Genomic DNA, 26,484 nt, shown 5'->3' with positions numbered 1-26,484 from the left:
GCCTGATGGTCCATCAGGCCGGCTCCGGCCACTCGAACCGGCCGACCGGCTCGGCCGAACCGTACGAAAGGGAGCGCCACCAGCATGAGCAGCACCCGCACCCTGATCCGTGGCGGACTCGTCATCACTGCCGCCGACGAGACCCACGCCGATGTCCTGATCGAGGACAGCCGGATCGTCGCACTCGCGGCCCACGGCTCCGAGGTGGCCGAGGGCTGGACCGCCGCCCGTACGATCGACGCCACCGGCAAGTACGTCATCCCGGGCGGAGTCGACGCCCACACGCACATGGAGATGCCGTTCGGCGGCACATTCGCCGCCGACACCTTCGAGACCGGCACCCGGGCCGCCGCGTGGGGCGGCACCACCACCATCGTGGACTTCGCCATCCAGGCGCCCGGACAGGCGCTGCGCGAAGGACTGGACGCCTGGTACGCCAAGGCCGACGGCAAGTGCGCGATCGACTACGGCTTTCACATGATCATGTCGGACGTCAACGAGAGCTCCCTCAAGGAGATGGACCTTCTCGTCCAGGAGGGCATCACCTCGTTCAAGCTGTTCATGGCCTACCCGGGCGTCTTCTACAGCGACGACGGCCGCATTCTGCGTGCCATGCAACGCGCCTCGCACAATGGCGGGTTGATCATGATGCACGCCGAGAACGGCATCGCGATCGATGTCCTCGTGGAACAGGCCCTGGCCACCGGCCGCACCGATCCGCGCTACCACGGTGAGGTACGGAAGGTCCTGCTGGAGGCGGAGGCCACTCACCGCGCGATCCAGCTCGCACGGGTCGCGGACGCGCCGCTGTACGTTGTGCACGTCTCGGCCGAGGAGGCGCTGGCCGAACTGGCCGCCGCCCGTGACAAGGGGCTGCCCGTCTTCGGCGAGACCTGTCCGCAGTACCTCTTCCTGTCCACCGACAACCTCGCCGAGCCGGACTTCGAGGGTGCCAAATACGTGTGTTCCACGCCCCTGCGGCCAAAGGAGCACCAGGCGGCGCTGTGGCGCGGGCTGCGCACCAACGATCTCCAGGTGGTGTCCACGGACCACTGCCCGTTCTGCTTCACGGGCCAGAAGGAGATGGGCCGCGGCGACTTCTCCAAGATCCCCAACGGGCTCCCGGGGGTGGAGAACCGGATGGATCTCCTTCATCAGGCCGTGGTGGAGGGGAAGTTGAGCCGCCGCCGCTGGATCGAGATCGCGTGTGCCTCGCCGGCCAGGATGTTCGGCCTCTATCCGCGCAAGGGCACCATCGCGCCGGGAGCCGACGCCGATGTCGTCGTCTACGACCCGCACACCGAGCAGACCGTCTCCGCCGAGACACACCACATGGACGTCGACTACTCCGCGTACGAGGGCAAGCGGATCACCGGGCAGGTGGAGACGGTGCTCTCGCGCGGTGAACTCGTCATCGACCGGCGGGAGTTCGCCGGACACGCCGGACACGGGCAGTACACACCCCGCTCCACCTGCCAGTACCTCGGCTGAGACGTACCCCCGTACCCGTAGGTCAGCGCTACCCGTACTTCACTGAGACTGAGGAGTGACCAGGTCATGGATTTCGGACTCGTCCTCCAGACCGACCCGCCGGCCTCGGAGGTCGTCGGGCTCATGCGGCGCGCGGAGCGCAACGGCTTCCGCTACGGCTGGACCTTCGACTCCGCCGTGCTCTGGCAGGAGCCCTTCGTCATCTACAGCCGCATCCTGGAACACACCACCGACCTGATCGTGGGCCCCATGGTCACCAACCCGGGCACCCGGACCTGGGAGGTGACCGCCTCCACCTTCGCCACGCTCAACGAGATGTACGGCAACCGGACGGTGTGCGGAATCGGACGCGGTGACTCCGCGATGCGTGTGGTGGGCCGTAAACCCAACACACTGGCCCGGCTGGGCGAGGCGATCGATGTCATCCGCGATCTGGGGGAGGGGCGCGAGGCGCGGGTCGACGGCGGGACGGTACGGCTGCCGTGGGTGCGGGACGGGAAACTGCCGGTGTGGATGGCCGCGTACGGGCCCAAGGCACTGGCCATGGCGGGGGAGAAGGCCGACGGTTTCATCCTCCAGCTCGCGGACCCGTTCCTCACCGAGTGGATGGTCAAGGCCGTCCGTACGGCCGCCTCGGACGCCGGGCGCGATCCCGACTCCGTCACGATCTGTGTCGCGGCGCCCGCCTATGTGAGCGACGACATCGCACACGCGCGTGAGCAGTGCCGCTGGTTCGGCGGGATGGTCGGCAACCATGTGGCCGACCTGGTGTCGCGGTACGGGGAGCACTCCGGGCTGGTGCCCGAGGCGCTGACGGACTACATCAAGCGGCGCCAGGGGTACGACTACAGCCACCACGGCCGGGCCGGGAACCCGTCCACGGACTTCGTGCCCGACGAGATCGTGGACCGGTTCTGTCTGCTGGGGCCCGCCGAGGCGCATATCGAGAAGCTGAGGGCGCTGCGGGACCTGGGCGTCGACCAGTTCGCCGTCTACGACATGCATGACGCGAAGGAGGCGACCATCGACGCGTACGGCGCGGAGATCATCCCCGCGCTGCGGAGCTGACCCCCGCCTTCAGAGCTGACCCCAGCCGCACTCTGCCGAACTGCCCGCCCGCACGGCCTCGTTCGATGTCTCCGGCCTTCTCTCTCTCGAACGAAGGGTCCCGCCGCCATGACCGCGACCGTACCGCCCACCTCCCCCTCGGACGGACCGATGGCCGATCCGCAGGGCCGCGTCGAACTGCCGCCCGGCGCGGTCCCCGACGACAGCCGTTTCGCCAACGCCGATCTGCTGCCCGTACCGGTCGCCCGCCGCAACTGGACGACGTACAACTTCGCCGCGCTCTGGGTCGGCATGGCGCACAACATCCCGTCCTGGCTGCTGGCCTCCAGCCTGGTCACGCTGGGCATGGACTGGAAGCAGGCGGTCTTCACGATCGCGCTGGCCAATCTGATCGTGCTGTTCCCGATGCTGCTGACCGGCCACGCGGGGCCGAAGTACGGCATCCCGTTTCCCGTGCTCGCCCGCGCCTCGTTCGGGCTGCGGGGCGCCAATCTGCCCGCGATGATCAGGGCGGCCGTCGCCTGTGCCTGGTTCGGGATCCAGACCTGGATCGGCGGGCAGGGCATCTTCATCCTGCTCGGCAAGATCTTCGGCGGCTGGGCCGAGGCGTCGAAGATCGGCGGTCAGCCCTGGACGCTGTGGCTCTGCTTCGTACTCTTCTGGGCGCTCGAACTCGCCATCATCCACCGGGGGATGGACACGCTGCGGCGCTTCGAGAACTGGGCGGCGCCCTTTGTGATCGTCGGCGCGCTGGTACTTCTCGCCTGGATCACCGTAAAGGCGGGCGGATTCGGCCCGTTGCTCGACCAGCCGTCCACACTGGGCTGGGGCGCCGACTTCTGGCCGGTCTTCTTCCCGTCCCTCATGGGAATGATCGCCTTCTGGTCCACCCTGTCCTTGAACATCCCGGACTTCACCCGCTTCGGCGCCGGCCAACGCGCCCAGATCCGGGGCCAGTCGCTCGGGCTGCCGACGACCATGACCCTCTTCGCGCTGCTGTCGGTCTTCGTCACCTCGGGCTCGCAGGCGGTGTACGGGGCGGCCGTGTGGGACCCGGTCGAGCTGGCCGCCAAGACCGACAATGTCTTCGGACTGCTCTTCGCGCTCGTGACCGTACTGATCGCGACGGTTTCCGTGAACATCGCCGCCAACGTGGTGTCGCCCGCGTACGACCTCGCGAATCTCGCCCCGAAAATCGTCAACTTCCGTACCGGCGCGCTGATCACGGGTGTGGTCGGCGTCGTGATCATGCCATGGAAACTCACCGCTACGCCGGAGCTGTACATCTTCACCTGGCTGGGACTGGTGGGCGGTCTGCTCGGTACGGTCGCGGGCATCCTGATCGCGGACTACTGGATCGTCCGGCGCACCGTCCTCGACCTCGGCGACCTCTACCGCCCCGGGGGCCGCTACTGGTACACCAACGGCTGGAATCTCCGTGCGGTGCTCGCCTTCGCCGTCGGTGGTGTGATGGCGGTGGGCGGTTCGCACTCGGCGCCCGGGAAGGGGCCGTTTCCCGAGGACGGTCTGATCCCCTTCCTGAAGCCGCTCGCCGACTACGGCTGGGCGGTCGGGCTCGCGGCCTCGCTGGTGCTGTACGCCGTACTGATGCGGCCCAACGGACGGGCGGGCGCGGCCGGCCGGGTGCCGTAGGCGTGGAGGCGGAACGTTCCCGCCTCAGTGGTGTGCCGGGTCTCGGCGTTCCTCGTACGTCTTGATCACGACGGCCTTCTCCGCCGACGGGGAGGTCTCGTCGAAGCGTGGTCGAGCCAGTCGCCGGCCAGGGCGCGGGCCAGCTTCAGGCCCTGACGGGGATACCGGTGGCGGTGGCGGTGGCTGAAAAACAGGACCGTGGTCATACCCGGTCACCCTCCTTCTCCTCGAGGTCCTTCTCCTTTAGCCGGCCGAGCAGGAAGTCGCGTACCGCGCCGTGGTCGGAGGCGGCGAAGGAAGCGCCCGCCAGAGCGTCCTCGGCCGGTGGATACCGCGGATTGGGGATGGCCGCGACGATCATCCCGGCGGCCGCGGCGGCGCGCAGTCCGTTGCTGGAGTCCTCCACGGCGAGGCAGCGCTCGGGGGCCACGCCCAGTTCGCGGGCCGCGGCGAGGTAGACGTCCGGACTGGGCTTGCCGCGGGGGACCTCGGCGCTGGAGACGGTCGCCCTGAAGTGGTGGTCGATGCCGTGGTGGACGAGGACGGCGTCGATCACACGGCGGGGCGCGGAGGAGGCGAGCGCGACGGGGCCGAGCGCGGCGGTGGCGGCGACCATGTCACGGGCTCCGGGCAGCAACCCGATGCGGCCGTCCTCCAGCGCCTGGACCATGCCGTCGACGACGTCCCGCTCGGTATTCTCGGCGGGATCGCCCCTTCCGCAGAACCCGGTGAGGAAGGCCGCCCACTCGGGCGCGCTCATCCCCTGGACGCCACGGGTCTGTTCCGGGCCCCATCGACTGCCGCGTTCGGCGGCGTAGGCGGCCCACAACTCCTCCCAGAGGTGCTCGCTCTCCACCAGTACGCCGTCCATGTCGAAGACCACTGCGTCGGCCACGGATACCCCTGCCTCTCATCGCTGATCGCTCGGATTCTGACCGCACGGAGCGCGACGGCTTAACGGCGCCGCACCAGCAAATTAACATTCTGAATGTTAGCTGTCACGGGTATTGTGTTATTAATCGGTATCGCAGGATCACGGCAGGATGGGAGACATGACATTCCAGCCCTCGCGCGCCCCGCGCCGGCGACGACAGCAACTGATCATCGACCATGTCCTGGCCCGGGGTGATGCCACCGTGGCCGAGCTGACCGAGCTGACCGGCGTCAGTCTGATGACGGTCCACCGGGACATCTCCGAGCTGGCGGACCGCGGCATCCTGCGCAAGTACCACGGGGGCGTGTCGGCGCAGCCCTCGACCGTCTTCGAGTCCAGCTCCGACTTCCGGTTGCACGCCCACTGGGCCGAGAAGCAGGCGCTGGCGCACGCCACCCTGCCGTTCGTGACGCCCGGGATGTCGCTGATGCTGGACGACTCGACCACGGCGCTGGCCCTGGCGCGGCTGCTGCCGGAGGTGGGACCGATGACAGTGGTGACCAACTACCGCCTGATCACGGAGGAGTTGAGAAACGTCGAGGGTATACGGCTGATCTCGGTGGGCGGCGAGTACTCGCGTACGCACGACTCCTGGATCGGGCTGCCCGCGCTGGACATGATCAGCGGCATCTCCGTGGACCTCGCCGTCCTGTCCACGTCCGCGATGACGGCGGCCATGACCTTCCATCAGGAACAGGAGGTCGTCAGCATCAAGCGGGCGGTCCGGCGGGCGGCCGCGAAGAGCGTGCTGCTCATGGACCACAGCAAGGTGGGCCACCGCGCGCTGCACCGGCTGGAGAGTGTGGACTCCTTCGATCATGTCCTGCTGACCGGGCCGGTGGACGAGGAGCTGGTGAAGGAGATGCGGGCGCTGACGGATGTACGGGTCGTCGAGACGGACGCGCGGGCCGCGGAGGCGGACGGGGATGAGGCCGGAGGAGGCGGCGGAGGAGGCGGCGCGGGGCGGCGGATGGCCGGAATAGCCGGACGGCCCGAGGGGGAGTAGTTAACAAGAGAATCGGTTATCTTTACCAGCCCTCTTGATATTTCTCCTGCTTCGTTTGAGTATCTCCGGTCGTACGCCGTGTTCACCTCAGAGTGGAGGTCGCGATGCCGGGACAGACGGCCGGTTCGGAAGCGAAAGAGGGAAGGAAGGGTCTGCTGGACCGGCTGGGGCTGCCGAAACCCCTGGTCCTGGGCTATGTCGGCGTGCTGCTGTTCATGATCGGCGACGGAGTCGAGTCCGGCTTCATCGCTCCCTACATGGCCGACCACGGCGCCGGTACGGACGTCCGTGCCGGGTACGTCATCACGGTGTACGGCGTGGCCGTGATGCTGGCGTCCTGGTTCTCCGGCGCGCTCTGCCAGGTGTGGGGGCCGCGCCGGGTGATGTGGGTGGGGCTCGCGATCTGGGCCGTCTTCGACGCCGCGTACCTGGTCCTCGCGCTCGGCACGGAGAACTACCCGATGATGCTGGTCCTCTACGGCATCCGGGGCTTCGGCTATCCGCTCTTCGCGTTCGGCTTCCTCGTGTGGATCACCAACACGGCGCCGACGGCCCGGCTGGGCACGGCGGTGGGCTGGTTCTACTTCGCCTTCACCGGAGGCCTGCCGACGCTCGGTTCGCTGTGGTCGAGCCTGACGATTCCCTCGCTCGGCCGACTGGGAACGCTGTGGTCGGCGCTCGCCCTGATCCTCATCGGTGGCGCCTTCGCGCTGGTCGGCGCCCGCCGCCGGCCGGGCGGCGACCGGATGGCACCGCCCGAGGTCACCACCGGCCAGAGCCTGTTCAACTCCATCTCCATCATCTGGACCCATCCGCGCGTCGGAGTGGGCTGCCTGGTGCGGATCATCAACACCGCACCCGAGTTCGGCATGCTCGTGTACCTGCCGCGGATCTTCTCCGACGACGTCGGGTTCGGCACGGACAAGTGGCTTCAGCTGCTGGCGATCATCTACGGCACCAACATCTTCTTCAACCTCATCTTCGGCGCCCTCTCCGACCGTATCGGCTGGCGCACGACCATCGCCGGCTTCGGCGCGCTGGGCTGCGCGATCAGTGTGACGACGCTGTACTTCGTGCCGGTCTGGCTCGGCCCGGACTACTACTGGGTCGCGGTGCTGGCCGGCATGTTCTACGGGGCGACCCTCGCCGGATTCGTACCCATCTCGGCGCTCATTCCGTCGATGGCGCCCGAGAACAAGGGGGGCTCGATGGCCCTGCTGAACCTGGGCGCCGGCGGCGCGGCATTCGTCGGACCGGCGATCGCCAGCCTCTTCTTTCCCCTCGTCGGCGCCGGGGGTGTCACCCTCATCTTCCTCGGGCTGTACCTGGTGGCGTTCGTGCTGACGTTCTTGCTGAAACTGCCCACGGAGAAGGGCGGAAGGCGTCCGGTGCCCGGTTCGGAGAAAGGGAATTCCTCCGACGCGGCGTCCGCCGGGGCACCGGCACCAGGATGAGCGATTCCGTCCTCGAACTCGGTTCTCCCACGCGGAGCTTCGCCGTATCCGGGGGGAACGGCCGTCGCCGACGACGGGACCGCACCGGAAGTGGCGGCCATCGGGTGACGTAGCGTGCATGTCCATGACCACGCCGCCTCAGCCGCCCCCGGGCCCCTACGGACCTCCCCAGCAGCAGTATCCGCCCCAGCCGTACCCGCCCCAGTCGTACGCGGGTCAGCCTCCGTACGCGGGTCAGCCTCCGTACGGAGGCCGGCCGCCCTACGGCGTCCAGGGCGCCTGGGGACAGCCGCCGATGGGACCGCCGCCACGCAAGAACCGCACCGGCCGGACTCTCGGCATCGTCGGCGGCTCGATCGTCTTCGTGCTCCTTCTCTCCTACTTCGGCAACAAGGGAAGCGATGCCAGGGGGACCGCGAATTCCGCCGACTCGTTCCCCGCGGCCGAATACCGGCTCACCGTCCCGAAGACCCTGCTGGACACGGAGTACGAACTGGTCAAGGACGACTCCGCGGCGACGAACGACGAGATGGAGAAGGGCGGTTACACCTCAGGCCCGAACGAGCGCAATGTGAAGGTGGCCGCAGGCACGTACACCGGAACCGGCACCGGTGGCGGCGGTGCCACCTCTCGTGGGTTCGTCCTCGCCGGTATGCACGGCCAGTTCAAGGACCCGGAAACGACAAAGGCGAATCTGCTCGACGGTATGAGGGAGACGGACGGCATGAGCGAGCCGAACCCCCCGAAGACCATCACACCGCCCGGCTCCGACCTCGATCTCACCTGCACCGTCTTCCTCTCCGAGGAGCAGGGCACCACGTCCACCGTCCCCGTGTGCGCCTGGGGCGACGAGAACACGGCCGCCTACGTCGCGTTCGTGAACCCGGGGGAGGCCCAGCAGGACCCCGATTCCGTCGATCTCGACGCGACGGCGAAGACGGTCCTGAAGGTGCGCGAAGAGGTACGGCAGCCGATCGGCTGACACACGGCGAGCGGGGGCGGCGCGCGGAGCGCGCTCCGTCAAGTGACTGATCAAGTCCAGCCGTTGTCCGCCCCCCGGCGCAGAACCCGTCGCGCCACCATGTGCGTTCCGGCCGTGGCCGCCGCGGCCAGCGCCAGCCCCTGTAGCGTCTCGCGTGGACGCGTGGGACGCAGGACACCGGCTCGCCGCAGCCGGCCGCGAGCCCAGAGTGCGAAGGGGATGACCACCAGCGGTGAGGTGACCGCACCGGGCGTGTATCCACGGACGGCCGCGGCCTGGGCCAGATGCACCAGGGCGTGCAGCCCGAATCCGTTGAGAGCCGCTTGATAGAAGCCGGAGCGTCCACCCGTGCGGTGCCCGTCGGCAGCAGCGGTGGCTACCACCACGGCCATCCCGGCGACGGCCGTTGCGAACTCTCGCCCGTCCATGGATTCCAGCTGCTGCCACACTCGTTCCGGCACGTGCGGAAACCGCTGTCGCAGCCCGGGGACTCGCCCGTGTGCCCAGCCCGGCACCGTGGCCACTTCCTCCAGATCGTGCACCGCCCACGCAGCCAGCAACCCGAAAGTCACACCGGCCCCGACCCCTGCGCCACCATCGCCCACATCATGTCCGCTCATGGACAGGAAGTCTGGCAGCACGCGTCCCCCACTTCCGAAGAGCCCCTGGCCGCCGTCCCGTAGCCAACGCGGTGCTCGATCCCGTACGCGACCCCGTACCCGACCCCGTACGCGGCCCAGTGCCAACTGGCTCCCAGCACCGCACAGTTCGAGACACGGTGAGGTCCGTACGCAGGCAGCCGAATGGCAGGATGGCCCGAGCGGCCGGACCGAAAGATGCGCCGGAGCCCACCTTTTCCCCCATCCCCCCACAGCAGAAAAGGGAAGCCATGCACCGCAGGAACGCCCTGAGTGCCCTCGCCCTCGCCCTGGTCACCACCGTCGGCGGCACCGCGTACGCCACCCAGACGTACACCGTCCGGGAGGCCGCCGCATCCCGCGGAACCAAGACGCTGCTGGACACGGTGCCCGAGCGCGGGACGCTGCGCGTGTGCACCACCGGTGACTACCGGCCGTTCAGTCACCTCGACCCCACCACCAAGTCGTACACCGGCATCGACATCGACATGGCCAAGAACCTGGCGACCAGTCTCGGTGTGAAACCCGACTTCGTGGCCACTACCTGGGCCGGGCTCATGGACGACTTCACCGCGGGCAAGTGCGACATCGCCATGGGCGGCGTCTCCGTGACGCTGGCCCGTGCGCGGAAGGCGTACTTCAGCACGCCGTACCTCGTGGACGGCAAGGCCGCGATCGCCCGTTGCGAGGACAAGGCCAAGTACCAGTCCCTGGACGCGATCGACCAGCCCGGGGTGCGTGTCATCGTCAACCCCGGTGGTACGAACGAGGCGTTCGCCAAGGCCAACATCGACCGGGCCACCCTCGTCCCCCACCCCGACAACACCACGATCTTCGACGAGATCGTGGCGGGTCGCGCGGACGTGATGATCACGGACGGGAGCGAGACGAAGTACCAGGCCAAGCTCCACCCCGAACTCTGCGCGATCAACCCCGACAAGCCCTTCAACTTCGTCGAGAAGGCGTACCTTCTGCCGCGCGGCGACGCGGAGTTCAAGGAGTACGTCGACCAGTGGGCGCACCTGGCGACCCACGACGGCACCTACGACGGCTACGCCGCGCCCTGGCAGAGCTGATCAGGGTCGCACCAGTGATGACCAGATCGCACCGGTGGTGACCAGATCACACCGGTGGTGACCAGGTGGTGGTGCCATTCATCGCTCGTACTGACTCTTCGGTGGTCTGCCTGACTCTCGGGAGGTCCGCGGTGTCGTTCATGGATCCGGCCGGTTACATTGAGTGAGTGAGACAGACGGCACCTGGACCCTCCGGCACGGCTCCGGAATCGGACGCGTCTGCACGGTGGGGGATGTCGTGGACGTAGATCTGCGCAAGGTGCGCTACTTCGTGGTGGTGGCCGAGGAATTGCACTTCGGCCGGGCCGCCGAGCGGCTGCACATCACGCAACCGGTGCTGTCCCGGCAGATCCGCGCGCTGGAGCAGGAGCTGCGCGCGCAGCTGTTCATCAGGAACAGGCAGACCACCGAGTTGACTGACGCCGGCCGTCAGCTGCTGGAGGACGCGCGCCCCCTGCTGGCCACCGCGCAGGCTCTGTGCCGCAGGGTCCAGCAGGCCGCCCACGGATCTTCGACGTTCACGGTCGGCTTCATGCCCGGGATCACCGTGACCGCGGCGGTGCGCGCCTTCTCCGCCCGGCATCCCGAGCTGAGTGTGCGGGTGATGCGCACTTCCTGGGGCGATCAGGTCCAAGGGGTGCACGAGGGCCTCCTCGACGTGAGCTTCGTACGGCTGCCCGTCGACCGTCGAGGCCTGGAGCTGCGCCCGCTCTTCCAGGAGCCCCGCGTCGCCGTGCTGCCGGCGGACCACCGGCTGGCGGGCAAGGAGTCCATCGTCATCGGCGATCTGGCGCCCGAGCGGCTGTTGCAGGACCCCGACGCCGTCCCCGAGTGGCGTGATCTCCCCGAGCGGAGCGGAGGCGAGGGGGCCGGGCCGTGGCCCTCGTTCGCCACCGTCGAGGAGAAGCTGGAACACGTCGCGACGTCCGGGGGCGTCCTGGTCCTTCCGCTGTCCACCGCGCTCTATTACAGCCATACCGATGTCGCGCATGTGCCCATCGACGGGATCGGCCCCAATGAGGTCTGCCTTGCCTGGAGCGCCGGCCGTCGCTCTCCTCTGCTCCCGGAGTTCGCCGACATCGCCGCTGCCCAGCACTGATGCCCTGAGGGCATCACCACTGACGGAAGAGGTCTTGGACGCGGGCCGTGGCACGGGGCCAGGGTGGAAGAGCGGCGGCGGAATCCCCCGCCGCCATCGACAAGGACCGTGAGAGCGATGCAGATCTTCATCACAGGCGGCTCCGGCTACATCGGCCGCTCCACCATCCAGGCACTGACCGGCCACGGCATCGGCGTGAGGGCGCTGGCGCGCAGTGAGCACGCGGCGCGCATCGTGTCGGACCTCGGTGCCACCCCGGTCGCGGGGGCGCTCACCGACACCGATGTCCTTCGTGAGGCGGCCCGCGGGGCCGACGGGGTCATCCACCTCGGGGCGGACAACTCCGAGGGCGCCGCGGACGTCGACCGCGCGGCGGCGGAGGCGTTGCAGGACGGCGTGGGAAGCGGCCCCTATGTGCACACGGGCGGAGTGTGGGTGTACGGCGACACCGACGGGGTCGTCGACGAGGACGCCCCGCTGAGCCCGCCGCGCATCACCGCGTGGCGGGGAGAGAACGAGAAGCGGGTGCTCGCCCGAGCCGCCACCGGAGAGCACCCGGTGGTGGTGATGCCGGGGCTGGTCTACGGCCGTTCCGGCGGACTGACGCAGGCGTTCTTCGTCGAGCCGGGGCGCACCGCGGGTGCCGTGCCCTGCATCGGTGACGGCTCCAACCACTGGGCGCTGGTCCACGTCGACGACATCGCCGAGCTGTACGTCCTGGCGCTGAACGCCCCGGCCGGTTCCGTTTACGCCGGAGCCGGCGGCCAGAACCTGCCGCTGTCCGACATCACCCGCGCCCTCAGCCACGCCGCGGGATGTCCGGGCAGCATCGAGACGCTGACCCTCGATGAGTCCGTGCGGCGCATGGGCCCGATCGCCGAGGCCTTCGCCCTCGACCAGCAGTTCAGCGGCGCGCGGGCGCGCCGCGAGCTCGGCTGGACGCCCACCCGGATCGACGCCCTGGCCGAACTGGCCCAGGGCTGAGCCACCGGCGAGCCCAGGGCTGAACCACCAGGAAGCCCTGGGCTGAGCCACCAGGAGGCCTGAGGCTGAACCACCGAGGGAAGGGGTCCCTGCCCCGCCGGGAGGGCGGTGCCGCCTACGGGGGCCTGGGAGCCATCACCGCCCATCACCCCGGTCACCACGGCCACTTCACGCCCGAGGCGGGGCGTGAAGGGCCGACAGGCAGTCGATAGTCTGCTCCCCGATCAGGCGAAAGCCTGCTCACCGATCGGGCGAGCGAGAACCGTGGCCAGGACTCCCCGGCAACTCCCCGGGTGGCGTCGTGAGCGCTGATCGGTCCGATGGTCTCCGACACAAGCGCAGGTGAGACGCGGCATGTTCACGACCCGACCGACTCTCCAGGGCACCTTCGGCATGGTGTCCTCCACCCACTGGCTCGCCTCGCAGTCCGCGATGGCCGTCCTGGAGGACGGAGGCAACGCCTATGACGCCGCCGTCGCCGCCGGATTCGTTCTCCATGTCGTCGAACCGCACCTCAACGGCCCCGCCGGTGAAGTGCCGATCATCCTCGCGCCCGCCGACGGCGAGGTCCGGGTGCTGTGCGGTCAAGGCCCTGCCCCCGAGGGCGCGACCATCGGCCATTACCACTCTCTCGGCCTCGAACTGGTCCCCGGCACCGGGCCGTTGGCCGCGGCCGTGCCCGGTGCCTTCGACGCCTGGATGCTGCTCCTGCGTGACCACGGCACCCGGTCCCTGCGCCAGGTGCTGCGGTACGCCATCGGCTACGCGCAGGACGGCCACGCGCCCGTCGAACGGGTCGGCCAGACCGTCGAGACCGTCCGCGAACTCTTCGAGACCGAGTGGACCTCGTCCGCCGATGTCTACCTCCCCGGCGGCCGGGCGCCGGGCCCGGGGGAGCTGTTCCGCAACCCCGCGCTCGCCGCGACCTGGCGCCGTCTGCTGGCCGAGGCCGAGGCGGCGGGCGAGGACCGGGTGGCGCAGATCGAGGCCGCCCGCGCCGTGTGGAGCGAAGGCTTCATCGCCGAGGCGCTGCTGCGGCAGTCGGGCCGGCCCACCATGGACACCAGCGGTTCGCGCCACACCGGCACCCTGACCGCGGCCGATCTGGCGGACTGGTCCGCGACGTACGAGGCGCCCGCCACGTACGACTGGAACGGCTGGACCGTGTGCAAGGCGGGCGGCTGGAGCCAGGGCCCCGCCTTCCTCCAGCAGCTGGCCCTGCTGCCGTCCCCCGTCGCCGAACTGCCGGAGTACGGCTCCGCCGCATACGTCCACCTGCTCATCGAGGGCTGCAAGCTCGCCATGGCGGACCGGGAGGCCTGGTACGGCGATGCCGCCGAGGTGCCGCTCGCCGCGCTGCTCTCCGAGCCGTACAACACCGGGCGCCGGGCGCTCATCGGCGACCGGGCCTCCTGCGAACTGCGCCCCGGCAGTCCCGAAGGCCGCGCCCCCGTCCTCAGCGCCCACGCCGGCGCCGTCTCCACTGGCGAGGCCGGATTCGAGGCGTTGGGCCTTCCGGCGGCCGGTGCGGGCGAGCCGACCGTCGCCAAGGACGGCGGCACCCGGGGCGACACCTGCCACCTCGACATCGTCGACCGCTGGGGCAACATGATCGCCGCCACGCCCAGCGGCGGCTGGCTCCAGTCCAACCCGGTCGTGCCCGAGCTGGGATTCCCGCTGGGCACCCGGCTCCAGATGGCCTGGCTGGACCCCGGCCTGCCTAACTCCCTCACCCCGGGCCGCCGGCCCCGTACCACCCTCACCCCGTCGATCGCGCTGCGTGACGGCGTACCGGTGATGGCGTTCGGTACGCCCGGCGGTGACCAGCAGGACCAGTGGCAGCTGCACTTCTTCCTGGCGGTCGCCCTGCGCGCGTCCGTACGCGGCGGGCTCGACCTCCAGGGCGCCATCGACGCACCCAACTGGCACAACGACAGTTTCCCCGGTTCCTTCTACCCGCGCGGAATGCGGCCGGGCAGTGTGACGGTGGAGGCCGGGATGGACCCCGAGGTCGTCTCCGAGCTGCGCCGCCGCGGCCATGACGTGACCGTGGGGGACGCCTGGTCGGAGGGGCGGCTGTGCGCGGTCGCGAGGGACCCGCGGACCGGTGTCCTGTCCGCCGCCGCCAACCCGCGCGGGATGCAGGGGTACGCCGTCGGCCGCTGAATCGGCGGTACGCCTCGTCGGACGCTGTCCCCGCGGCCTGATCCGCGAAGATCCGCCGGACAGGCCCTGGGCCCGGTATGGACTCGTCCCCGACGCCGTGATCTCCGCCTCCCGGACCCGACCTGTCCCCCTGCCCGTCACAGCGGCGTGATTGGCTGGGGGCATGATCGATGACTCTGTGTACGGAACGGTTCCCCTGCCGGGTGCGGCCCACGGACCCCGCGTGTCCGCTGTCGAGGCAGCGGTCCGTGCCGCTGCCGCCGCCGAGATCATGCCGCGACACCGGCAACTCGCCGCGCACGAGATCATCGAGAAGAGCGGCCCGCACGATCTCGTGACCATCGCGGACCGGCGCGCGGAGGACCACCTCACCGCCGCGCTCACCGCGCTGCTCCCGGGCTCCCTGGTGGTCGGCGAGGAGGCGGTGCACGCGGACCCGGCGGTGTACGGCGCGCTGCGCGGCGACGCTCCGGTCTGGATCGTGGACCCGGTCGACGGCACCCGCCAGTTCGTCCGGGGCGAGCCGGGCTTCTGCACTCTCGTCGCCCTCGCGCAGGGCGGCGAACTGCTCGCCTCCTGGACGTACGCGGCGGCCCTGGACGAGATGGCGATCGCGGTACGCGGCCGGGGCGCGATGCTCAACGGAACCCCGCTGCGTTCCGGCGCGCCCGCGCCCGGCCAGGTCCTGGAGGTCGCCATGTCCCATCCGGACTACACGACGGACGCGCAGAAGCGCGCCCTGCTGGGCCTGCACACCGAGGGCATCGCCCCTCGCCCGTGCGGCTCGGCGGGGCTCGAATACCTGGCGGTCGCGCGGGGCGCCCTCGACGCGGTGGCCTTCAACTGGGAGCTGGCCTGGGACCACGCGGCGGGGCTGCTGCTGGTCGCGGAGGCGGGTGGCGCCCAGATGACGCTGTCGGGCGAGCCGTACCGCATCACGGGTGGCAACGCGCTCCCCTTCACCGCGGCCCGCGACGTGGCGACGGCCCAGCGGGTACGGGAGTGCCTGCGGGCCGGGGCCTGATGTGGTCTTGACCGGGCCCGAGCCGGTCTTGACCGGGCCCGAGCCGCGGCGGGGCGTCGCGGAGTTCGAAGCAGGCCCCGGGGGCCGACGCCGGTGCGTTCGACGTCGTGGACAGGACCGGGGCCAGGACTGTCGGTGCCCGGGAATATCCTTGGGCTTCGTCGGCTGACAAAGGAGTCCGAAGGTGACGTCGATGCTCGATGCCGTCGTCGTGGGGGCGGGGCCCAACGGGCTGACCGCCGCGGTCGAGTTGGCCCGGCGTGGCTTCTCCGTGGGCGTGTTCGAGGCCCGGGACACCGTGGGCGGGGGCGCCAGGACGGAAGAGCTCACGCTCCCCGGCTTCCGGCACGACCCGTGCTCCGCTGTGCACCCGCTGGGCATCGGTTCGCCCGTGTTCAAGACCATGCCCCTCGCGCGGTACGGACTCGAGTGGCTGCACCCCGAGCTGCCGATGGCGCACCCCTTCGACGACGGCACGGCCGCCGTGCTGTCCCGTTCGGTCGCCGAGACGGCCGCCTCGTTCGGGCCGCGCGACGCGGGCGCGTACCGGCGTCTGGTTGAGCCGTTCCTCGGCAAGTGGGACACCCTGGCCCGCGACTTCATGTCCCTGCCGCTGTCCGCGCTGCCACGCGATCCCGTCACCCTCGCCCGTTTCGGCCTCGCCGGACTGCCTCCTTCGACCTGGCTGTCGCTGCGTTTCCGCGACGAGCGTGCGAAGGCCCTGTTCGCGGGGCTCGTCGCCCATGTCATCGCCCCGCTCAGCGGCTTCGCCACCGGAGCGGTCGGCCTGATCTTCGCGCTCGCCGCGCACGCGGGAGGCTGGCCGCTGGCGCGCGGCGGCTCCCAGTCGATCTCCGACGCCCTCGCCTCCTACCTGCGTGACCTGGGCGGCACGGTCCACACCGGATACGAGATCAAGCGCCTGGACGACCTGCCGCCCGCGCGGGCGTACGTCTTCGACACCTCACCGACCGCCCTGGCCCGGATCGCGGGTCTCGGCAGGGCGTACGACGGCTACCGCTACGGCGCGAGCGTCTTCAAGATCGACTACGCCCTGGACGGCCCGGTGCCCTGGAGTGCCGAGGCGCCCCGCCGCGCCGGCACCGTGCAAATCGGCCCCACCGTCCGGGACATCGGCCTCGCGCTGCGCCAGGCCACGAGCGGGCAGGCGCCCGACACCCCGTTCCTGATCACCGCCCAGCCCAGTGTGGTCGACGCGTCCCGCGCCCCCGAGGGCAAGCATGTCTTCTGGGCGTACGGCCATGTCCCGAACGGCTGGGAGGGCGACTTCACGGAAGCGATCGAGCGGCAGATCGAGCGCTTCGCCCCCGGTTTCCGCGACCGCGTCCTGGCCCGCGCCACCGAGGGCCCGCCCGAGCTGGCCGCCCGTAACGCCAACTATGTCGGCGGGGACATCGCGACCGGCGCCGCCACCGGACTCCAGCTTCTGCTGCGTTCCAAGATCTCCCTGTCCCCCTACACCACCTCGCATCCCGCCGTGTTCCTCTGCTCCTCCGCGACCCCGCCGGGCCCGGGGGTACACGGCATGTCCGGGCACAACGCGGCGAAGGCCGTCTGGCGACGGCTGCGCGAGGTCCGGGACTGAACGCGACGCCAGGCGTGATGCGCGACAGACTCCGACCGGCGTCTGCCCGATCTCGATCCGGGCACTGATCCCGGTTCCGGGGCTCCTGATGTCTCGACGCCGCCCCGGGTAACCGCCGCCGTTCGCCGCCGAGTTGGGCGTACGGATCGCGGGCCCCAACCCTCTTGCGCGCTGAGGCGCCGCCGGGCCGCCCTGACCCCTACCGTGCGGCCTCACCCCGCCCCGTACCGCCCTTCCCCCGGGCCCCACCTGCGATCCGACGTGTCGTCAGAGTCCCTGCGTACGGCCGGTGTTCGACGGCCGGTCCGCCCCGGACGCGACCGCGGTAGGGGCTGATAGGGGTTGTAAGGGGATGAGCTTCAGGCGCCGGTCTTCGTAAGGTGGATTTGCCGAAGGGAACACAGAGGCGGCCGGTCCAGAATTTCACCGAACCGCATGGGGGCGGCAGTTGTTGCCTCTTCGTTGTCCTTCCGGTGATGCGTACTCGGCGTCCCATTCTTCTCCAAGGAGGACGAGCGGCGAAGGTTTTCCAGTGCTGTGGAACCAGGGAGGTCGGAAATGCCGGTCGGTATCTTGGGGCTTGGATTTCATGTGCCCGAAGTGATCGTCGACAATGCGCTCATCAGTCAGTGGGCGGACGTTCCGGAAGAATGGGTGGCCCGGCGCACCGGCATATATGAGAGGCGTTACGCACCCGCCGGAGTGGCGACTTCCGACCTCGCCCACGAGGCGGTCACCGACCTGCTGAGCAGGGCCCCCGGGGTCGAGCGGGACATCGGTCTGGTGATCGTCGCCACCGCCACCCCGGATCAGCCGCAGCCCGCGACGGCCGTGGCCCTGCAGAGCGCACTGGGCCTGGAGGCGTCGGCGGCCTTCGATGTCAACGCCGTGTGTTCCGGGTTCGTCTATGGGCTGACGATCGCCGCCGCCCTGCTCTCGTCGTCCGCCGCCTACGGTTCCCACGCCCTCGTCGTGGGCTCGGACATGTTCTCCTCCGTCATGGACCGCGGCGACCGGAGAACCGTCAGCCTCTTCGGTGACGGCGCCGGCGCCGCGCTGCTCGGACCGGTGCCGGACGGCTACGGAATCGGCGCTTCGCGGATGGTGGCCCACGGCAGCCTGCGCTCCCTGGTGGAGGTGCCGGCCGGCGGTACCAGAAAACCGTTGACCCCCGAGGCGCGCGCCGCGGGCGAGCATCTCTTCAAGATGGACGGACGGCCCGTCACCGAGTACGCGCTGCGCACCCTTCCGGAGATCATCGGCGCGGCCGTGGCGGACAGCGGACTCTCGATCGAGGACATCGACCGGTTTATCTTTCATCAGGCCAATGTGCGGCTGCTGGAGAGAATAACGTCCGAGCTGAAGCTCGATCCGGACCGCGTTCCCATGACGGCCGATGAGTACGGCAACACCGGAGCGGCATCCATTCCCATCACGATGCGGAAGGCGCAGATGCGCCGGCCGTTCCAGCGCGGTGAGCGAATTCTCCTTGCGGCGGTTGGGGGCGGTATGACAGCTGCCGCAACTGTTCTGACGTGGTTCTAGACCTGTCTCCTCCTGGACAGTCATTTGCATTTGATCGCGCATGAGAAGAGGTTGGAAAGTGGCAGTCTTCGAAACCGATTCGGTACGTGACGCAGTCGATGGCAGGGGGGCCGAAGAGCCTCCCGAGGGTCTGTACGAGGTGCTGGACGGCCGGATGACCTGCGACGAACTCCACGACGTCATACGGGCGGTGATCTACGACGAGGGCCGGTCGCCGGCGGAGCCGAGGCTGGAGGTCCTCAAACCCGGGAACTTCCGGGTGTATCTGGGCGACACCCGCCTGGATATCCGCAGTCAGGCCCTGCCGGACGTCGCGCCCGACACCCTCGACCACATCCTGCCCGCGGCGGGCAGCAGGCGGGTGCTTCTCACCACATCCGGCCCGCTGCCCGACGAGGTGCGTGCCGTATTCGTCCGCCTGCTGGAGAAGTTGACCCTGCGGGGCCAGTGCTACAGCGAGGCGGAGATCGACTCCATCGTCCGGGCCATGCCGCTGGTCGACCGGTACGCCACGAAGGAACCCGCCCTCGCCAACTGGGCGTTGATCTTCCGCGACCACTACGTGGAGAACAGCGTCGGCTTCCTCCTCGGCATGGAGCGCGCCGGTCTCGACCCGGACTGGGTCTTCGCCCTCTCCAAGGGGGACCGCACCCTGCACCGCAGCCGGGTCCACGCCTGGTTCCTGAACCACGGTTACCTGAGCGACGTCCTGGACAACTCGGTCATCAACGGCTCGGCGGACACGACCGCCCAGGCGTACGCGCTCGCCGTCAACGAACGCGTCAACGGCTTCATCCGGCAGGCGCACGCCGCCGGCCGCAAGGTCATGGTGATCGACGACGGCGGGCTGCTGGCCCAGGGATACGGCGCGGACGGCGTGCTCACCGAGTACATCGACGCCGCTCTCGAACTGACCGTGAGCGGTCTGAAACGTATCGCCAACGCCCCGGGCAAGCTGTCCATCCCCGTACTCAACATGGCCCGGTCACGGCTGAAGACGATGCTCGGCTACAACGAGATCGCGGACTCCTGTGTCCGCCGGCTGCGCGCCATCCTCCCCGGCGAGAAGTTCATCGGCCGCCATGTGCTCATCCTCGGCTTCGGCACGCTGGGAGCGCGCGTGGCGCACGCACTGCGGGCCCTCGGCTGCCGGGTGAGCGTGGTGGACACCGACATCCTCGCGCTCATCACGGCCGCGGAGCACGGCTTCGAGACGTACCGCACCGCCGCCGAGGCGCTGCGCGGCCACTCCCCGTTCCTGGTCATCGGCGGTACCGGAGAACTCGCCATCACGGCGGCGGACCTGCCGCTGCTGCCCGACGGTGTGTATCTCGCCGGGTTCGCCACGAAGGACTTCAGCCTCCTCAGCGAGGGATCGACGGGCATCGAGTCGACCGTGGTGCCGTACGTCGGGGTGCGCTACATCCTCCCCTCGGGAGCCGCTGCCACGGTGCTGGGCGACGGCCGTTCGCTCAACCTCTTCGAGTACGAGGGGATCGCCAACCGCGGTTACGACGCCTACCGGGCGGGCACGCTGATCGCCGCCAAGACCCTGTGCCGCGACCTCGACTCACTCGGACCCGGCCTCCACCTGGCGCCGGTGGACCAGGCCATCGACGAGGCCGAACTCTTCAGCGCGTACTACGGGGAGTACCTCTCCGGAACACAGCACCGAACGGCCGCCGCCGAACCCGCTTCCACCACCACCGCCTGGTAGCGCGGATGTCCAGGACACACGTGTGTGTGGTCGGCCACGGGGTCGCGGGCCGACTGCACGAACGGCTGCTGAGCCGTCTCGGGTTCACCGTCACCGTCGTCGACCCCGTTACCGACGCGCTTGCCACCGGGGCACTTCCCCCAGGGGCGCCCCGATACCGCCGGATAGCGGACGTGCCCCGTGACGCCCCGGTCGACGTGTGGTCGGTGTGCTCGCCGACCGAGACACATCTGCGGGCCGTGGCCGAGGTGCTCGACCGGGATCCGGCGGCCCGGCTGCTGGTGGAGAAACCGGTCTGCCGGTCCGGGGAGGGCCCCGTCCTCGCCGCGCTGCTGCGCCGGTACGAGCGGGCCCGCCTGGTGGTGATGAACCAGTACCGGCACGCCCAGGCCGTTCCCGTCCTGAGCGCCATGAAGGAGGAGTTCGCGCCCGGACATCCGGTGAGCGGCGTCCGGGTCGGATTCGGCAAGGACCGCAGGGAGGACATCGCGGCCGGCCGGTTCGTGGACCACGACTACGGGATCTTCGGCTACGAATGGCTGCACATGCTCGCGCTGGTGAGCGGTGTTCTGCCGGCCGAGACGTATGACCGGTACCTGCTCACCGACCCGTCCAGGCACGACGTCCGCGTGGCGGTCGACCCCGAACTGACCAGCACCGCCGCCCACGAGACCACCACGCTCGACGATCTCACCGTCGAGCTGTACTCCACCATCGTGGGCCCCGACGCCCATCCGCTCGTGCCCGCGCCGAAATGGATGCCCCCGCCCCACGAGGGCGCGGAGAGCAGACAGCGACTGGTCGAGATCACCGCCGGGCCGGTGCGCTTCACCCTCGAGCTGGACCCCGTGACACTGCCGGGCGGCACCGCGCTGCAACGCAACACGCACCGGCTGGCCGTCGAAGGACCCGACCTGCGGCGCGAATGGTTCTTCCACGATTCCCCGATGGACAACGCGCTGCGGTGGTCCGTGGGCGTCCTGCTCACCGAACCCGGCCCGCCCGCGGTCGACCTGCGGCCCATCTCCCGCATCAGCCGTATGGCCGAGACAGCCCGCCCCCGCGAAGGGCTGCTCCCCACGGCACATTCCACCGCCACCCCTTCCGCCCGTCTGTGAGGTCATGTGCCATGAGCCGAGTCTGCCTGGTGATCCCCAGCAACAAGTTCGACCAGTACTTCATCCAGGTCCCCCTGGACATCCTGATGGCCGCGGGCCAGTTGCGCGCCGAAGGGCACGAAGTCAGCATCTGGGACCAGCGGTTGCGGGACGCGCCCCCCGCCGGGGACGAGCCCGACATCCTGCTGATCTCCTCCGCCATCGCCGACCGGGCCCAGTGCTACCCGCTGGACCTGGGGCCGATCCGGATCGCCGCGGACAGCGCCAAAGCCCGCTTCCCCGGCGCCCGTACCGTCGCCATCGGGCCGCACGGCACCCACCTTCCGCACGCGACCAGGCTCGACCTCGGTGTCCAGCACGTCGCGATCGGTGAGGCGGACTCGGCGGCCGTCCAAGCCGTCCGCAGCCTGAGCGCGGGCGTGTCGGCGCCTGTCCTGTCCGCCGACACCATGGCCCTGTCCTCGTCCTCGCTCCCCATCGTCGGGGACCGCCCGAAGCCCTACCCGAACATCCCCCTGGAGGAGTTCGCGCTCCCCGCCTACGACCTGGTGCCCATGCGGGAGTACACGGCCGAGGTCATCGTCGACGGCCTGCCCCAGCCCGGCCCCTGCGGGATGGTGCTGGCCGCCCGCGGCTGCACGTACGGCTGCACCTTCTGCCACCTGCCGTTCGGCAACCGGATGCGGGTCCAGCCCGTCGACCGGGTGATCGCCGAGGTGGAGGCCCAGCAGGCGATCGGGCTGGAGTTCCAGTTCTTCCTGGACTACGTCTTCGGGATCAACAAGACCTTCTACACGGACATCTGCCGGCGCCTGCGCGGCCAGGGTGTCGGCTGGGTCGGCCAGACCCGGGCCGAGATCGTGCTGAAGAACGATGTCACCGAGTGGGCCAAGGCCGGCTGCCAAGGCATGTGGCTGGGCGCCGAGTCGCCCGCCGTGGCGGGCACGGGCGTGCACAAGAGGGTCACCGAACAGCAGATCCGCGACGCCGTGCTGAAGCTCAAGGACGCCGGGATCACCCCGTTCGCCTTCATCCTCCTGGGGCTCCCCGACGACGACGCCTGCATGTCGGACTGGCTGGTCGACTGGGCCGGGGGCATCCCCGCGTGGTTCGGCATCAACCAGCTGTTCCTGCGGCCCGGGACCAGCCTCTACGACCAGCTCGCCCCCCAGCACAACGGCGGTGTGGTGCCCGCGAGCTGGCACGAGATCCAAGAGGTGACCCGGAACTACCGGGAGACCTACCCGGCGGACCTGGACGACCAGGAGCGCCGTCTCACCGCGCTGCCGAACTACCTGGGCAACGCCATTGTCCCGGTCGGGTGATCCGGTGGCGCTGAGGTTCGGGATCATCGGCTGCGGATCCATCGGCGGTTTTCTGGGGCGGCTCCTCACCCGGGAGGACCCTGAACTGGCCGGGCGGGCCCGGCTGACCGCCGTCGCGGGCCGGGACCGGGCACGGACCCGGGAACTGGCCGCCGAACTCGGCTGCGACCCCCTCGGCGTGCCCGAACTGCTCGCCTCCGCCGATGTGGACGCCGTCCTGCTCTGCACCCCCAGCGGAACGCACGCCGAATTCGGAGCGGCCGTGCTGCGCGCCGGCAAACACCTGCTCGTGGAGAAGCCCATCGACGTGTCACCGGCCGCCGCCGACCGGCTGATCTCGGTGGCGCGGCAGGAGGGCGGAACGCTCGGCGTGATCTCCCAGCGCCGCTTCGATCCGGCGGCCCGCCTCGCCAGGACGGCGATCGAGGCCGGGGAGCTGGGACGTATCACCTCCGTCGTGATCGAGCTGCCCTGGTGGCGCGAGCCGTCCTACTACACCTCGGGCACCTGGCGCGGCACCCGCTTCCTGGACGGGGGAGGGGCCCTGATGAACCAGGGCGTGCACGCGGTGGACCTGGCCCAGTGGCTGGCCGGACCGGTGGTGGAGGTGGCCGCGCACACGGCCCTGCTCGCCCACGGCGACATCGAGGTGGAGGACGTCGCCACCGCCAGCCTCAGGTTCGCGAACGGCGCGCTCGGTGTGCTGCTCGCCACCACCGCCGCCTATCCGGGCCGCACCGCCCGGATCTCGGTGCACGGCGACCGGGGCTCGGTGGTCATCGACAACGACGAACTGGAGTACTTCCACGCCGCACACGAGGGTGAACGAGCGCCCGCCTACGGGGCGTTCGGCAGCGCCAACCAGGCCGCCGAGCACGCGCCCTCCCAGAAGCGCGACGAGACCAGGGACCGCATCGGCCTGCTGTACCAGCCGCACCGCGACCAGCTCCTGGACTTCCTCGACGCCGTGCGGGAAGGCCGGCCCCCGCTGGCGGACGCGGACGCCGGACGGCAGGCGGTGGCCGTCGTGACCGCCGTCTACACATCGGCGGCGACCGGAGGACCGGTACGCGTCAGCACCGGTACGCAACACGAGGAGGACACACGGTGAGTGGCATCGCGCACGACGGGGTCGCCGAACGGAAGGCGGCGCTGGCCCTGCTCTTCGACCGCAGCGCGCCGGACTACGAGCGGGTCGGGGTGGAGCACTTCAACGACCTCGGCCGCCGGCTGGTCGGCCGCGCCAAGGTCACGGCCGGGCAGCGGGTGCTGGACGTCGGGTGCGGCACCGGCGCCGTGCTCGTCCCCGCCGCGCGGGCGGCCGGACCCGACGGAGAGGTCATCGGCGTCGACCTGTCCGGCGGGATGGTGGCACGGGCCCAGGAGGAGGCCGCCCTGCAAGGACTGCGCCAGGCGCGGGCCGTCGTCGGCGACGCGGAGAGCGTCGTCCTGGACGGCGTACCCACCGCACCGGGCTCGTTCGACACCGTCCTCGCCGGGATCTCCCTGTTCTTCTTCCCCCGCCCGGAGGTCGCAGCGGCCCGCTACCGCGAACTCCTCAAGCCAGGAGGGCAGTTCGCCGTGTCCTGGTGGGGACGGCCGGACCCGCGGTGGGACCCGGTGTTCGCCGCCAGCGCCCCGTACGGCCGGGGCCCCTCCTCGCACACCCTGCCCGAGGAGAGCCCGTTCCGCTCGGTCGACGCCTTCCACACGATGCTGAACGAAGCCGGCTTCGCCGAGGCCGAGACGGTCGAGGAGGACTGCGTCACCCACTTCGCCGACCCGGAGCAGTGGTGGCGGTGGGTGTGGTCGACCGCCGGGCGGCAGTTCTGGGAGACCGTTCCCGACGACAAGCGCGAGGAAGCCGTCGGGGCCGTGTACGCGGTTCTGGACACCCTGAAGGCTCCCGACGGCAGCCTCACCAGCACCTCGAAAGTGCGCTTCACCGTGGCCAAGAGGTACTGATGGGGACGGCCCCCGCCAGGACGGACCTGTCCGCCGCCGCTCCCACCAGGTACGAGCTGTTCTCGCCGGAGTGGCTCGCCCGTGCCAACGCCGCGTTCACCGTGCTCCCGGCGGACGAGACCTCGGCCATCCGGGTCGAGCTGACCGTCACGGACGCGCCCGCGGGCACCGCGGGCACGCTCGGCATCCTCGTCGACCTCACCACCGGCGCCCTGCGGTTCTCGGCGGGCCACCGGGCCGGAAGGCCCGCCCTCGCCTTCACACTCAGCCACGCGGACGCCCGCACCCTGCTGTTCGGGGACCAGACACACCGGACGCGCCTGTTCGAACACGGCGGGCTCCGGCTGGAAGGCGCGTTCCTGTTCGTCTTCATGCTCGACCGGATCCTCCAGCAGGACGTGTCGGGGGCGCTGGCGGCGGTACGGGCCCGGACCACCGGCCTGCCGGACGGCCCGCTCCCGACGCCCGCTTGGCGCAAACGCCCCGCGGCCGAAGTACCGCGGGACGAGACCGCGGGGATACGGGAGGCCCAGGACACGCTGCCCCGGACCATGGCGGCCCTGCGGGCCGAACTCGGCCGGACCACTCCCGGCGCGCAGGTGTACGTGTCGCACGCCCCGACGCGTACCACCGTGTCCGTGGCCCTCGGCGAATCCCGGCCCCACGTCCCCTTCACCCGCCGGTCGTCGCCGATCTGGTACTGCTGCTCCAAAGCGGTCGGGGCGGTGGCCGTCGGGCAGCTCTGGGAGCGGGGGCTGGTGGATCCGCTGCGCCCGGTCGCCGAGTACCTCCCCTGGTTCGACGGCGAGGGCCGGGAGAAGATCACACTCTTCCAGCTGCTGACCCACACCAGCCCCGTTCCCATGGCGCTGGACCCGCTGCACGGCACCTTCGCCGCGGACGTGGAACTGCGCCGGGAGCAACTGCGCACGATGCGGATCCCCGCGGACGCCGAACCCGGGACAAGGATCAACTACGCGCCCTGGTGGGCCTGGTTCCTGCTGGCGGACATCGTCCAGGCGGTCGACGGCCGCGATTACGAGCGCTACCTGACCGAAGAGGTGCTGGCCCCCTGCGCGATGACCGGCACCCGGATGGTGCTCACTCCCGAGGAGTACCGGAAGGAAGCCGGCCTGCTGCCGCTGATCCACATCACGGGAGGTGACTTCCCGGCCGAGCCGACCCGGTGGTACGCCACGGAAGCCTCGTGCACCCGGCCCATTCCGGGGCTCAACATGCGCGGCCCGGTCCGGGATCTCGGCCGTTTCTTCGAAACACTGCTGGCCGACGGTCAGGCACCGGGCGGCCGGATCCTGCGGCCACAGACGGTCATGGCCATGACGGCACGTCACCGGGTCGGCCTCACCGATCCCTTCGGCAACGCCGACTGGGGACTGGGGTTCCGGCTGGAATCACACCATCTCGGCGAGGCGTACACGGCCTTCAGCCGCTACTCCTCGCGCCGCACCTTCGGGCACTACGGACTGTGGACGTCCGTGGCCTTCGCCGACCCGGACGCCTCGGTGGTGGCCGCCGTACATCTCAACGGCAAGGCGTCGCAGGACGAACACCAGGAGCGGATGCTCGCCATCGGCGACGCCATCTATCACGATCTCGGCCTCGTGTGATGTAC

General features: G+C 70.1%; 21 protein-coding genes. 19 read left to right on the top strand and 2 right to left on the bottom strand.

Annotated features, from left to right (window positions below):
* The first annotated feature begins 84 nt into the window (after positions 1-84).
* The 3 genes from hydA to ACIOJD_RS18490 all read left to right on the top strand — a co-directional run bounded on the left by hydA (position 85) and on the right by ACIOJD_RS18490 (position 4,212).
* Positions 85-1,491 carry a dihydropyrimidinase gene (gene hydA, locus ACIOJD_RS18500; protein WP_401914561.1) on the top strand — a complete coding sequence of 469 codons (1,407 nt, stop codon included), beginning with the start codon at positions 85-87 and terminating at the stop codon, positions 1,489-1,491.
* 66 nt (positions 1,492-1,557) lie between these two features.
* Positions 1,558-2,559, top strand: coding sequence for a TIGR03842 family LLM class F420-dependent oxidoreductase (locus tag ACIOJD_RS18495; protein WP_401914559.1), 1,002 nt, complete (start codon positions 1,558-1,560; stop codon positions 2,557-2,559).
* A 108-nt stretch (positions 2,560-2,667) separates the two neighbouring features.
* Positions 2,668-4,212: an NCS1 family nucleobase:cation symporter-1 gene (locus ACIOJD_RS18490; protein ID WP_401914558.1), complete on the top strand. Its 1,545-nt coding sequence runs from the start codon at positions 2,668-2,670 to the stop codon at positions 4,210-4,212.
* A gap of 202 nt (positions 4,213-4,414) precedes the next feature.
* Here the strand turns inward: ACIOJD_RS18490 and ACIOJD_RS18485 are convergent, their stop codons facing one another.
* Positions 4,415-5,107, bottom strand: a complete 693-nt coding sequence (locus tag ACIOJD_RS18485; protein ID WP_401914556.1) for an HAD family hydrolase — start codon at positions 5,105-5,107, stop codon at positions 4,415-4,417.
* Positions 5,108-5,264: 157 nt separating this feature from the next.
* On the opposite strand from ACIOJD_RS18485, the gene ACIOJD_RS18480 reads away from it, so the two are divergent.
* The 3 genes from ACIOJD_RS18480 (at position 5,265) to ACIOJD_RS18470 (ending at position 8,588) form a co-directional block, all read left to right on the top strand.
* Positions 5,265-6,152 carry a DeoR/GlpR family DNA-binding transcription regulator gene (locus tag ACIOJD_RS18480; RefSeq protein WP_401914553.1) on the top strand — a complete coding sequence of 296 codons (888 nt, stop codon included), beginning with the start codon at positions 5,265-5,267 and terminating at the stop codon, positions 6,150-6,152.
* Between the two features lie 104 nt (positions 6,153-6,256).
* Entirely contained in the window at positions 6,257-7,606 is a 1,350-nt protein-coding gene (locus ACIOJD_RS18475; RefSeq protein ID WP_401914551.1) for an MFS transporter, read from the top strand.
* Positions 7,607-7,730: 124 nt separating this feature from the next.
* Positions 7,731-8,588 (top strand): hypothetical protein, encoded by an 858-nt coding sequence (locus ACIOJD_RS18470; protein WP_401914548.1) that lies wholly within the window; start codon positions 7,731-7,733, stop codon positions 8,586-8,588.
* Between the two features lie 50 nt (positions 8,589-8,638).
* Here the strand turns inward: ACIOJD_RS18470 and ACIOJD_RS18465 are convergent, their stop codons facing one another.
* Positions 8,639-9,208, bottom strand: coding sequence for an HXXEE domain-containing protein (locus tag ACIOJD_RS18465; protein WP_401914546.1), 570 nt, complete (start codon positions 9,206-9,208; stop codon positions 8,639-8,641).
* 269 nt (positions 9,209-9,477) lie between these two features.
* Here ACIOJD_RS18465 and ACIOJD_RS18460 point away from each other — a divergent pair, with 269 nt between their 5' ends.
* From ACIOJD_RS18460 to ACIOJD_RS18400, 13 genes are all read left to right on the top strand, one after another.
* Positions 9,478-10,302 (top strand): transporter substrate-binding domain-containing protein, encoded by an 825-nt coding sequence (locus tag ACIOJD_RS18460; RefSeq protein ID WP_401914543.1) that lies wholly within the window; start codon positions 9,478-9,480, stop codon positions 10,300-10,302.
* Between the two features lie 163 nt (positions 10,303-10,465).
* Positions 10,466-11,401 (top strand): LysR family transcriptional regulator, encoded by a 936-nt coding sequence (locus tag ACIOJD_RS18455; RefSeq protein ID WP_401914540.1) that lies wholly within the window; start codon positions 10,466-10,468, stop codon positions 11,399-11,401.
* A 117-nt stretch (positions 11,402-11,518) separates the two neighbouring features.
* Positions 11,519-12,385, top strand: coding sequence for an NAD-dependent epimerase/dehydratase family protein (locus ACIOJD_RS18450; RefSeq protein ID WP_401914538.1), 867 nt, complete (start codon positions 11,519-11,521; stop codon positions 12,383-12,385).
* Between the two features lie 354 nt (positions 12,386-12,739).
* Complete coding sequence (locus ACIOJD_RS18445; protein WP_401914537.1) at positions 12,740-14,551, top strand: gamma-glutamyltransferase family protein; 1,812 nt, start codon at positions 12,740-12,742, stop codon at positions 14,549-14,551.
* A 163-nt stretch (positions 14,552-14,714) separates the two neighbouring features.
* Positions 14,715-15,575 carry an inositol monophosphatase family protein gene (locus ACIOJD_RS18440; protein WP_401914534.1) on the top strand — a complete coding sequence of 287 codons (861 nt, stop codon included), beginning with the start codon at positions 14,715-14,717 and terminating at the stop codon, positions 15,573-15,575.
* 184 nt (positions 15,576-15,759) lie between these two features.
* Positions 15,760-17,181, top strand: a complete 1,422-nt coding sequence (locus ACIOJD_RS18435; protein WP_401914531.1) for a phytoene desaturase family protein — start codon at positions 15,760-15,762, stop codon at positions 17,179-17,181.
* Between the two features lie 558 nt (positions 17,182-17,739).
* A complete protein-coding gene (locus tag ACIOJD_RS18430) occupies positions 17,740-18,726 on the top strand; it encodes a 3-oxoacyl-ACP synthase III family protein (RefSeq protein WP_401914528.1) in 987 nt (328 codons plus the stop codon).
* A 58-nt stretch (positions 18,727-18,784) separates the two neighbouring features.
* The gene (locus ACIOJD_RS18425) at positions 18,785-20,443 is read left to right on the top strand and encodes a hypothetical protein (protein WP_401914525.1); all 1,659 of its coding nucleotides are present in this window, start codon (positions 18,785-18,787) and stop codon (positions 20,441-20,443) included.
* 5 nt (positions 20,444-20,448) lie between these two features.
* Positions 20,449-21,561 carry a Gfo/Idh/MocA family oxidoreductase gene (locus ACIOJD_RS18420; RefSeq protein WP_401914523.1) on the top strand — a complete coding sequence of 371 codons (1,113 nt, stop codon included), beginning with the start codon at positions 20,449-20,451 and terminating at the stop codon, positions 21,559-21,561.
* Positions 21,562-21,572: 11 nt separating this feature from the next.
* On the top strand, positions 21,573-22,886 hold the full coding sequence (locus tag ACIOJD_RS18415; RefSeq protein WP_401914521.1) for a B12-binding domain-containing radical SAM protein: 1,314 nt from the start codon (positions 21,573-21,575) through the stop codon (positions 22,884-22,886).
* A gap of 4 nt (positions 22,887-22,890) precedes the next feature.
* Positions 22,891-23,997: a Gfo/Idh/MocA family protein gene (locus ACIOJD_RS18410; protein ID WP_401914518.1), complete on the top strand. Its 1,107-nt coding sequence runs from the start codon at positions 22,891-22,893 to the stop codon at positions 23,995-23,997.
* Entirely contained in the window at positions 23,994-24,851 is an 858-nt protein-coding gene (locus ACIOJD_RS18405) for a class I SAM-dependent methyltransferase (protein ID WP_401914515.1), read from the top strand. Before ACIOJD_RS18410 ends, ACIOJD_RS18405 begins: the two co-directional genes overlap by 4 nt.
* Positions 24,851-26,479, top strand: a complete 1,629-nt coding sequence (locus ACIOJD_RS18400) for a serine hydrolase domain-containing protein (protein ID WP_401914513.1) — start codon at positions 24,851-24,853, stop codon at positions 26,477-26,479. Before ACIOJD_RS18405 ends, ACIOJD_RS18400 begins: the two co-directional genes overlap by 1 nt.
* The last annotated feature ends 5 nt before the right edge of the window (positions 26,480-26,484 follow it).

Origin of the sequence: Streptomyces sp. NPDC088116, from assembly GCF_044741745.1 — a bacterium.
In the GTDB taxonomy this organism is placed as follows: Bacteria; Actinomycetota; Actinomycetes; order Streptomycetales; family Streptomycetaceae; genus Streptomyces.
The sequence above is the reverse complement of the archived record's forward strand: the minus strand, read 5'-3'. Positions and strand labels throughout refer to the sequence as shown.

What these genes read in the sequence shown, in the direction of transcription:
- ACIOJD_RS18420 (WP_401914523.1), top strand. Translation starts at nt 20,449, where the DNA reads ATGTCCAGGACACACGTGTGTGTGGTCGGCCACGGGGTCGCGGGCCGA.
- ACIOJD_RS18415 (WP_401914521.1), top strand. Translation starts at nt 21,573, where the DNA reads ATGAGCCGAGTCTGCCTGGTGATCCCCAGCAACAAGTTCGACCAGTAC.
- ACIOJD_RS18475 (WP_401914551.1), top strand. Translation starts at nt 6,257, where the DNA reads ATGCCGGGACAGACGGCCGGTTCGGAAGCGAAAGAGGGAAGGAAGGGT.
- ACIOJD_RS18480 (WP_401914553.1), top strand. Translation starts at nt 5,265, where the DNA reads ATGACATTCCAGCCCTCGCGCGCCCCGCGCCGGCGACGACAGCAACTG.
- ACIOJD_RS18450 (WP_401914538.1), top strand. Translation starts at nt 11,519, where the DNA reads ATGCAGATCTTCATCACAGGCGGCTCCGGCTACATCGGCCGCTCCACC.
- ACIOJD_RS18495 (WP_401914559.1), top strand. Translation starts at nt 1,558, where the DNA reads ATGGATTTCGGACTCGTCCTCCAGACCGACCCGCCGGCCTCGGAGGTC.
- ACIOJD_RS18470 (WP_401914548.1), top strand. Translation starts at nt 7,731, where the DNA reads ATGACCACGCCGCCTCAGCCGCCCCCGGGCCCCTACGGACCTCCCCAG.
- ACIOJD_RS18460 (WP_401914543.1), top strand. Translation starts at nt 9,478, where the DNA reads ATGCACCGCAGGAACGCCCTGAGTGCCCTCGCCCTCGCCCTGGTCACC.
- ACIOJD_RS18440 (WP_401914534.1), top strand. Translation starts at nt 14,715, where the DNA reads ATGATCGATGACTCTGTGTACGGAACGGTTCCCCTGCCGGGTGCGGCC.
- hydA (WP_401914561.1), top strand. Translation starts at nt 85, where the DNA reads ATGAGCAGCACCCGCACCCTGATCCGTGGCGGACTCGTCATCACTGCC.
- ACIOJD_RS18400 (WP_401914513.1), top strand. Translation starts at nt 24,851, where the DNA reads ATGGGGACGGCCCCCGCCAGGACGGACCTGTCCGCCGCCGCTCCCACC.
- ACIOJD_RS18465 (WP_401914546.1), bottom strand. Translation starts at nt 9,208, where the DNA reads ATGAGCGGACATGATGTGGGCGATGGTGGCGCAGGGGTCGGGGCCGGT.
- ACIOJD_RS18490 (WP_401914558.1), top strand. Translation starts at nt 2,668, where the DNA reads ATGACCGCGACCGTACCGCCCACCTCCCCCTCGGACGGACCGATGGCC.
- ACIOJD_RS18445 (WP_401914537.1), top strand. Translation starts at nt 12,740, where the DNA reads ATGTTCACGACCCGACCGACTCTCCAGGGCACCTTCGGCATGGTGTCC.
- ACIOJD_RS18430 (WP_401914528.1), top strand. Translation starts at nt 17,740, where the DNA reads ATGCCGGTCGGTATCTTGGGGCTTGGATTTCATGTGCCCGAAGTGATC.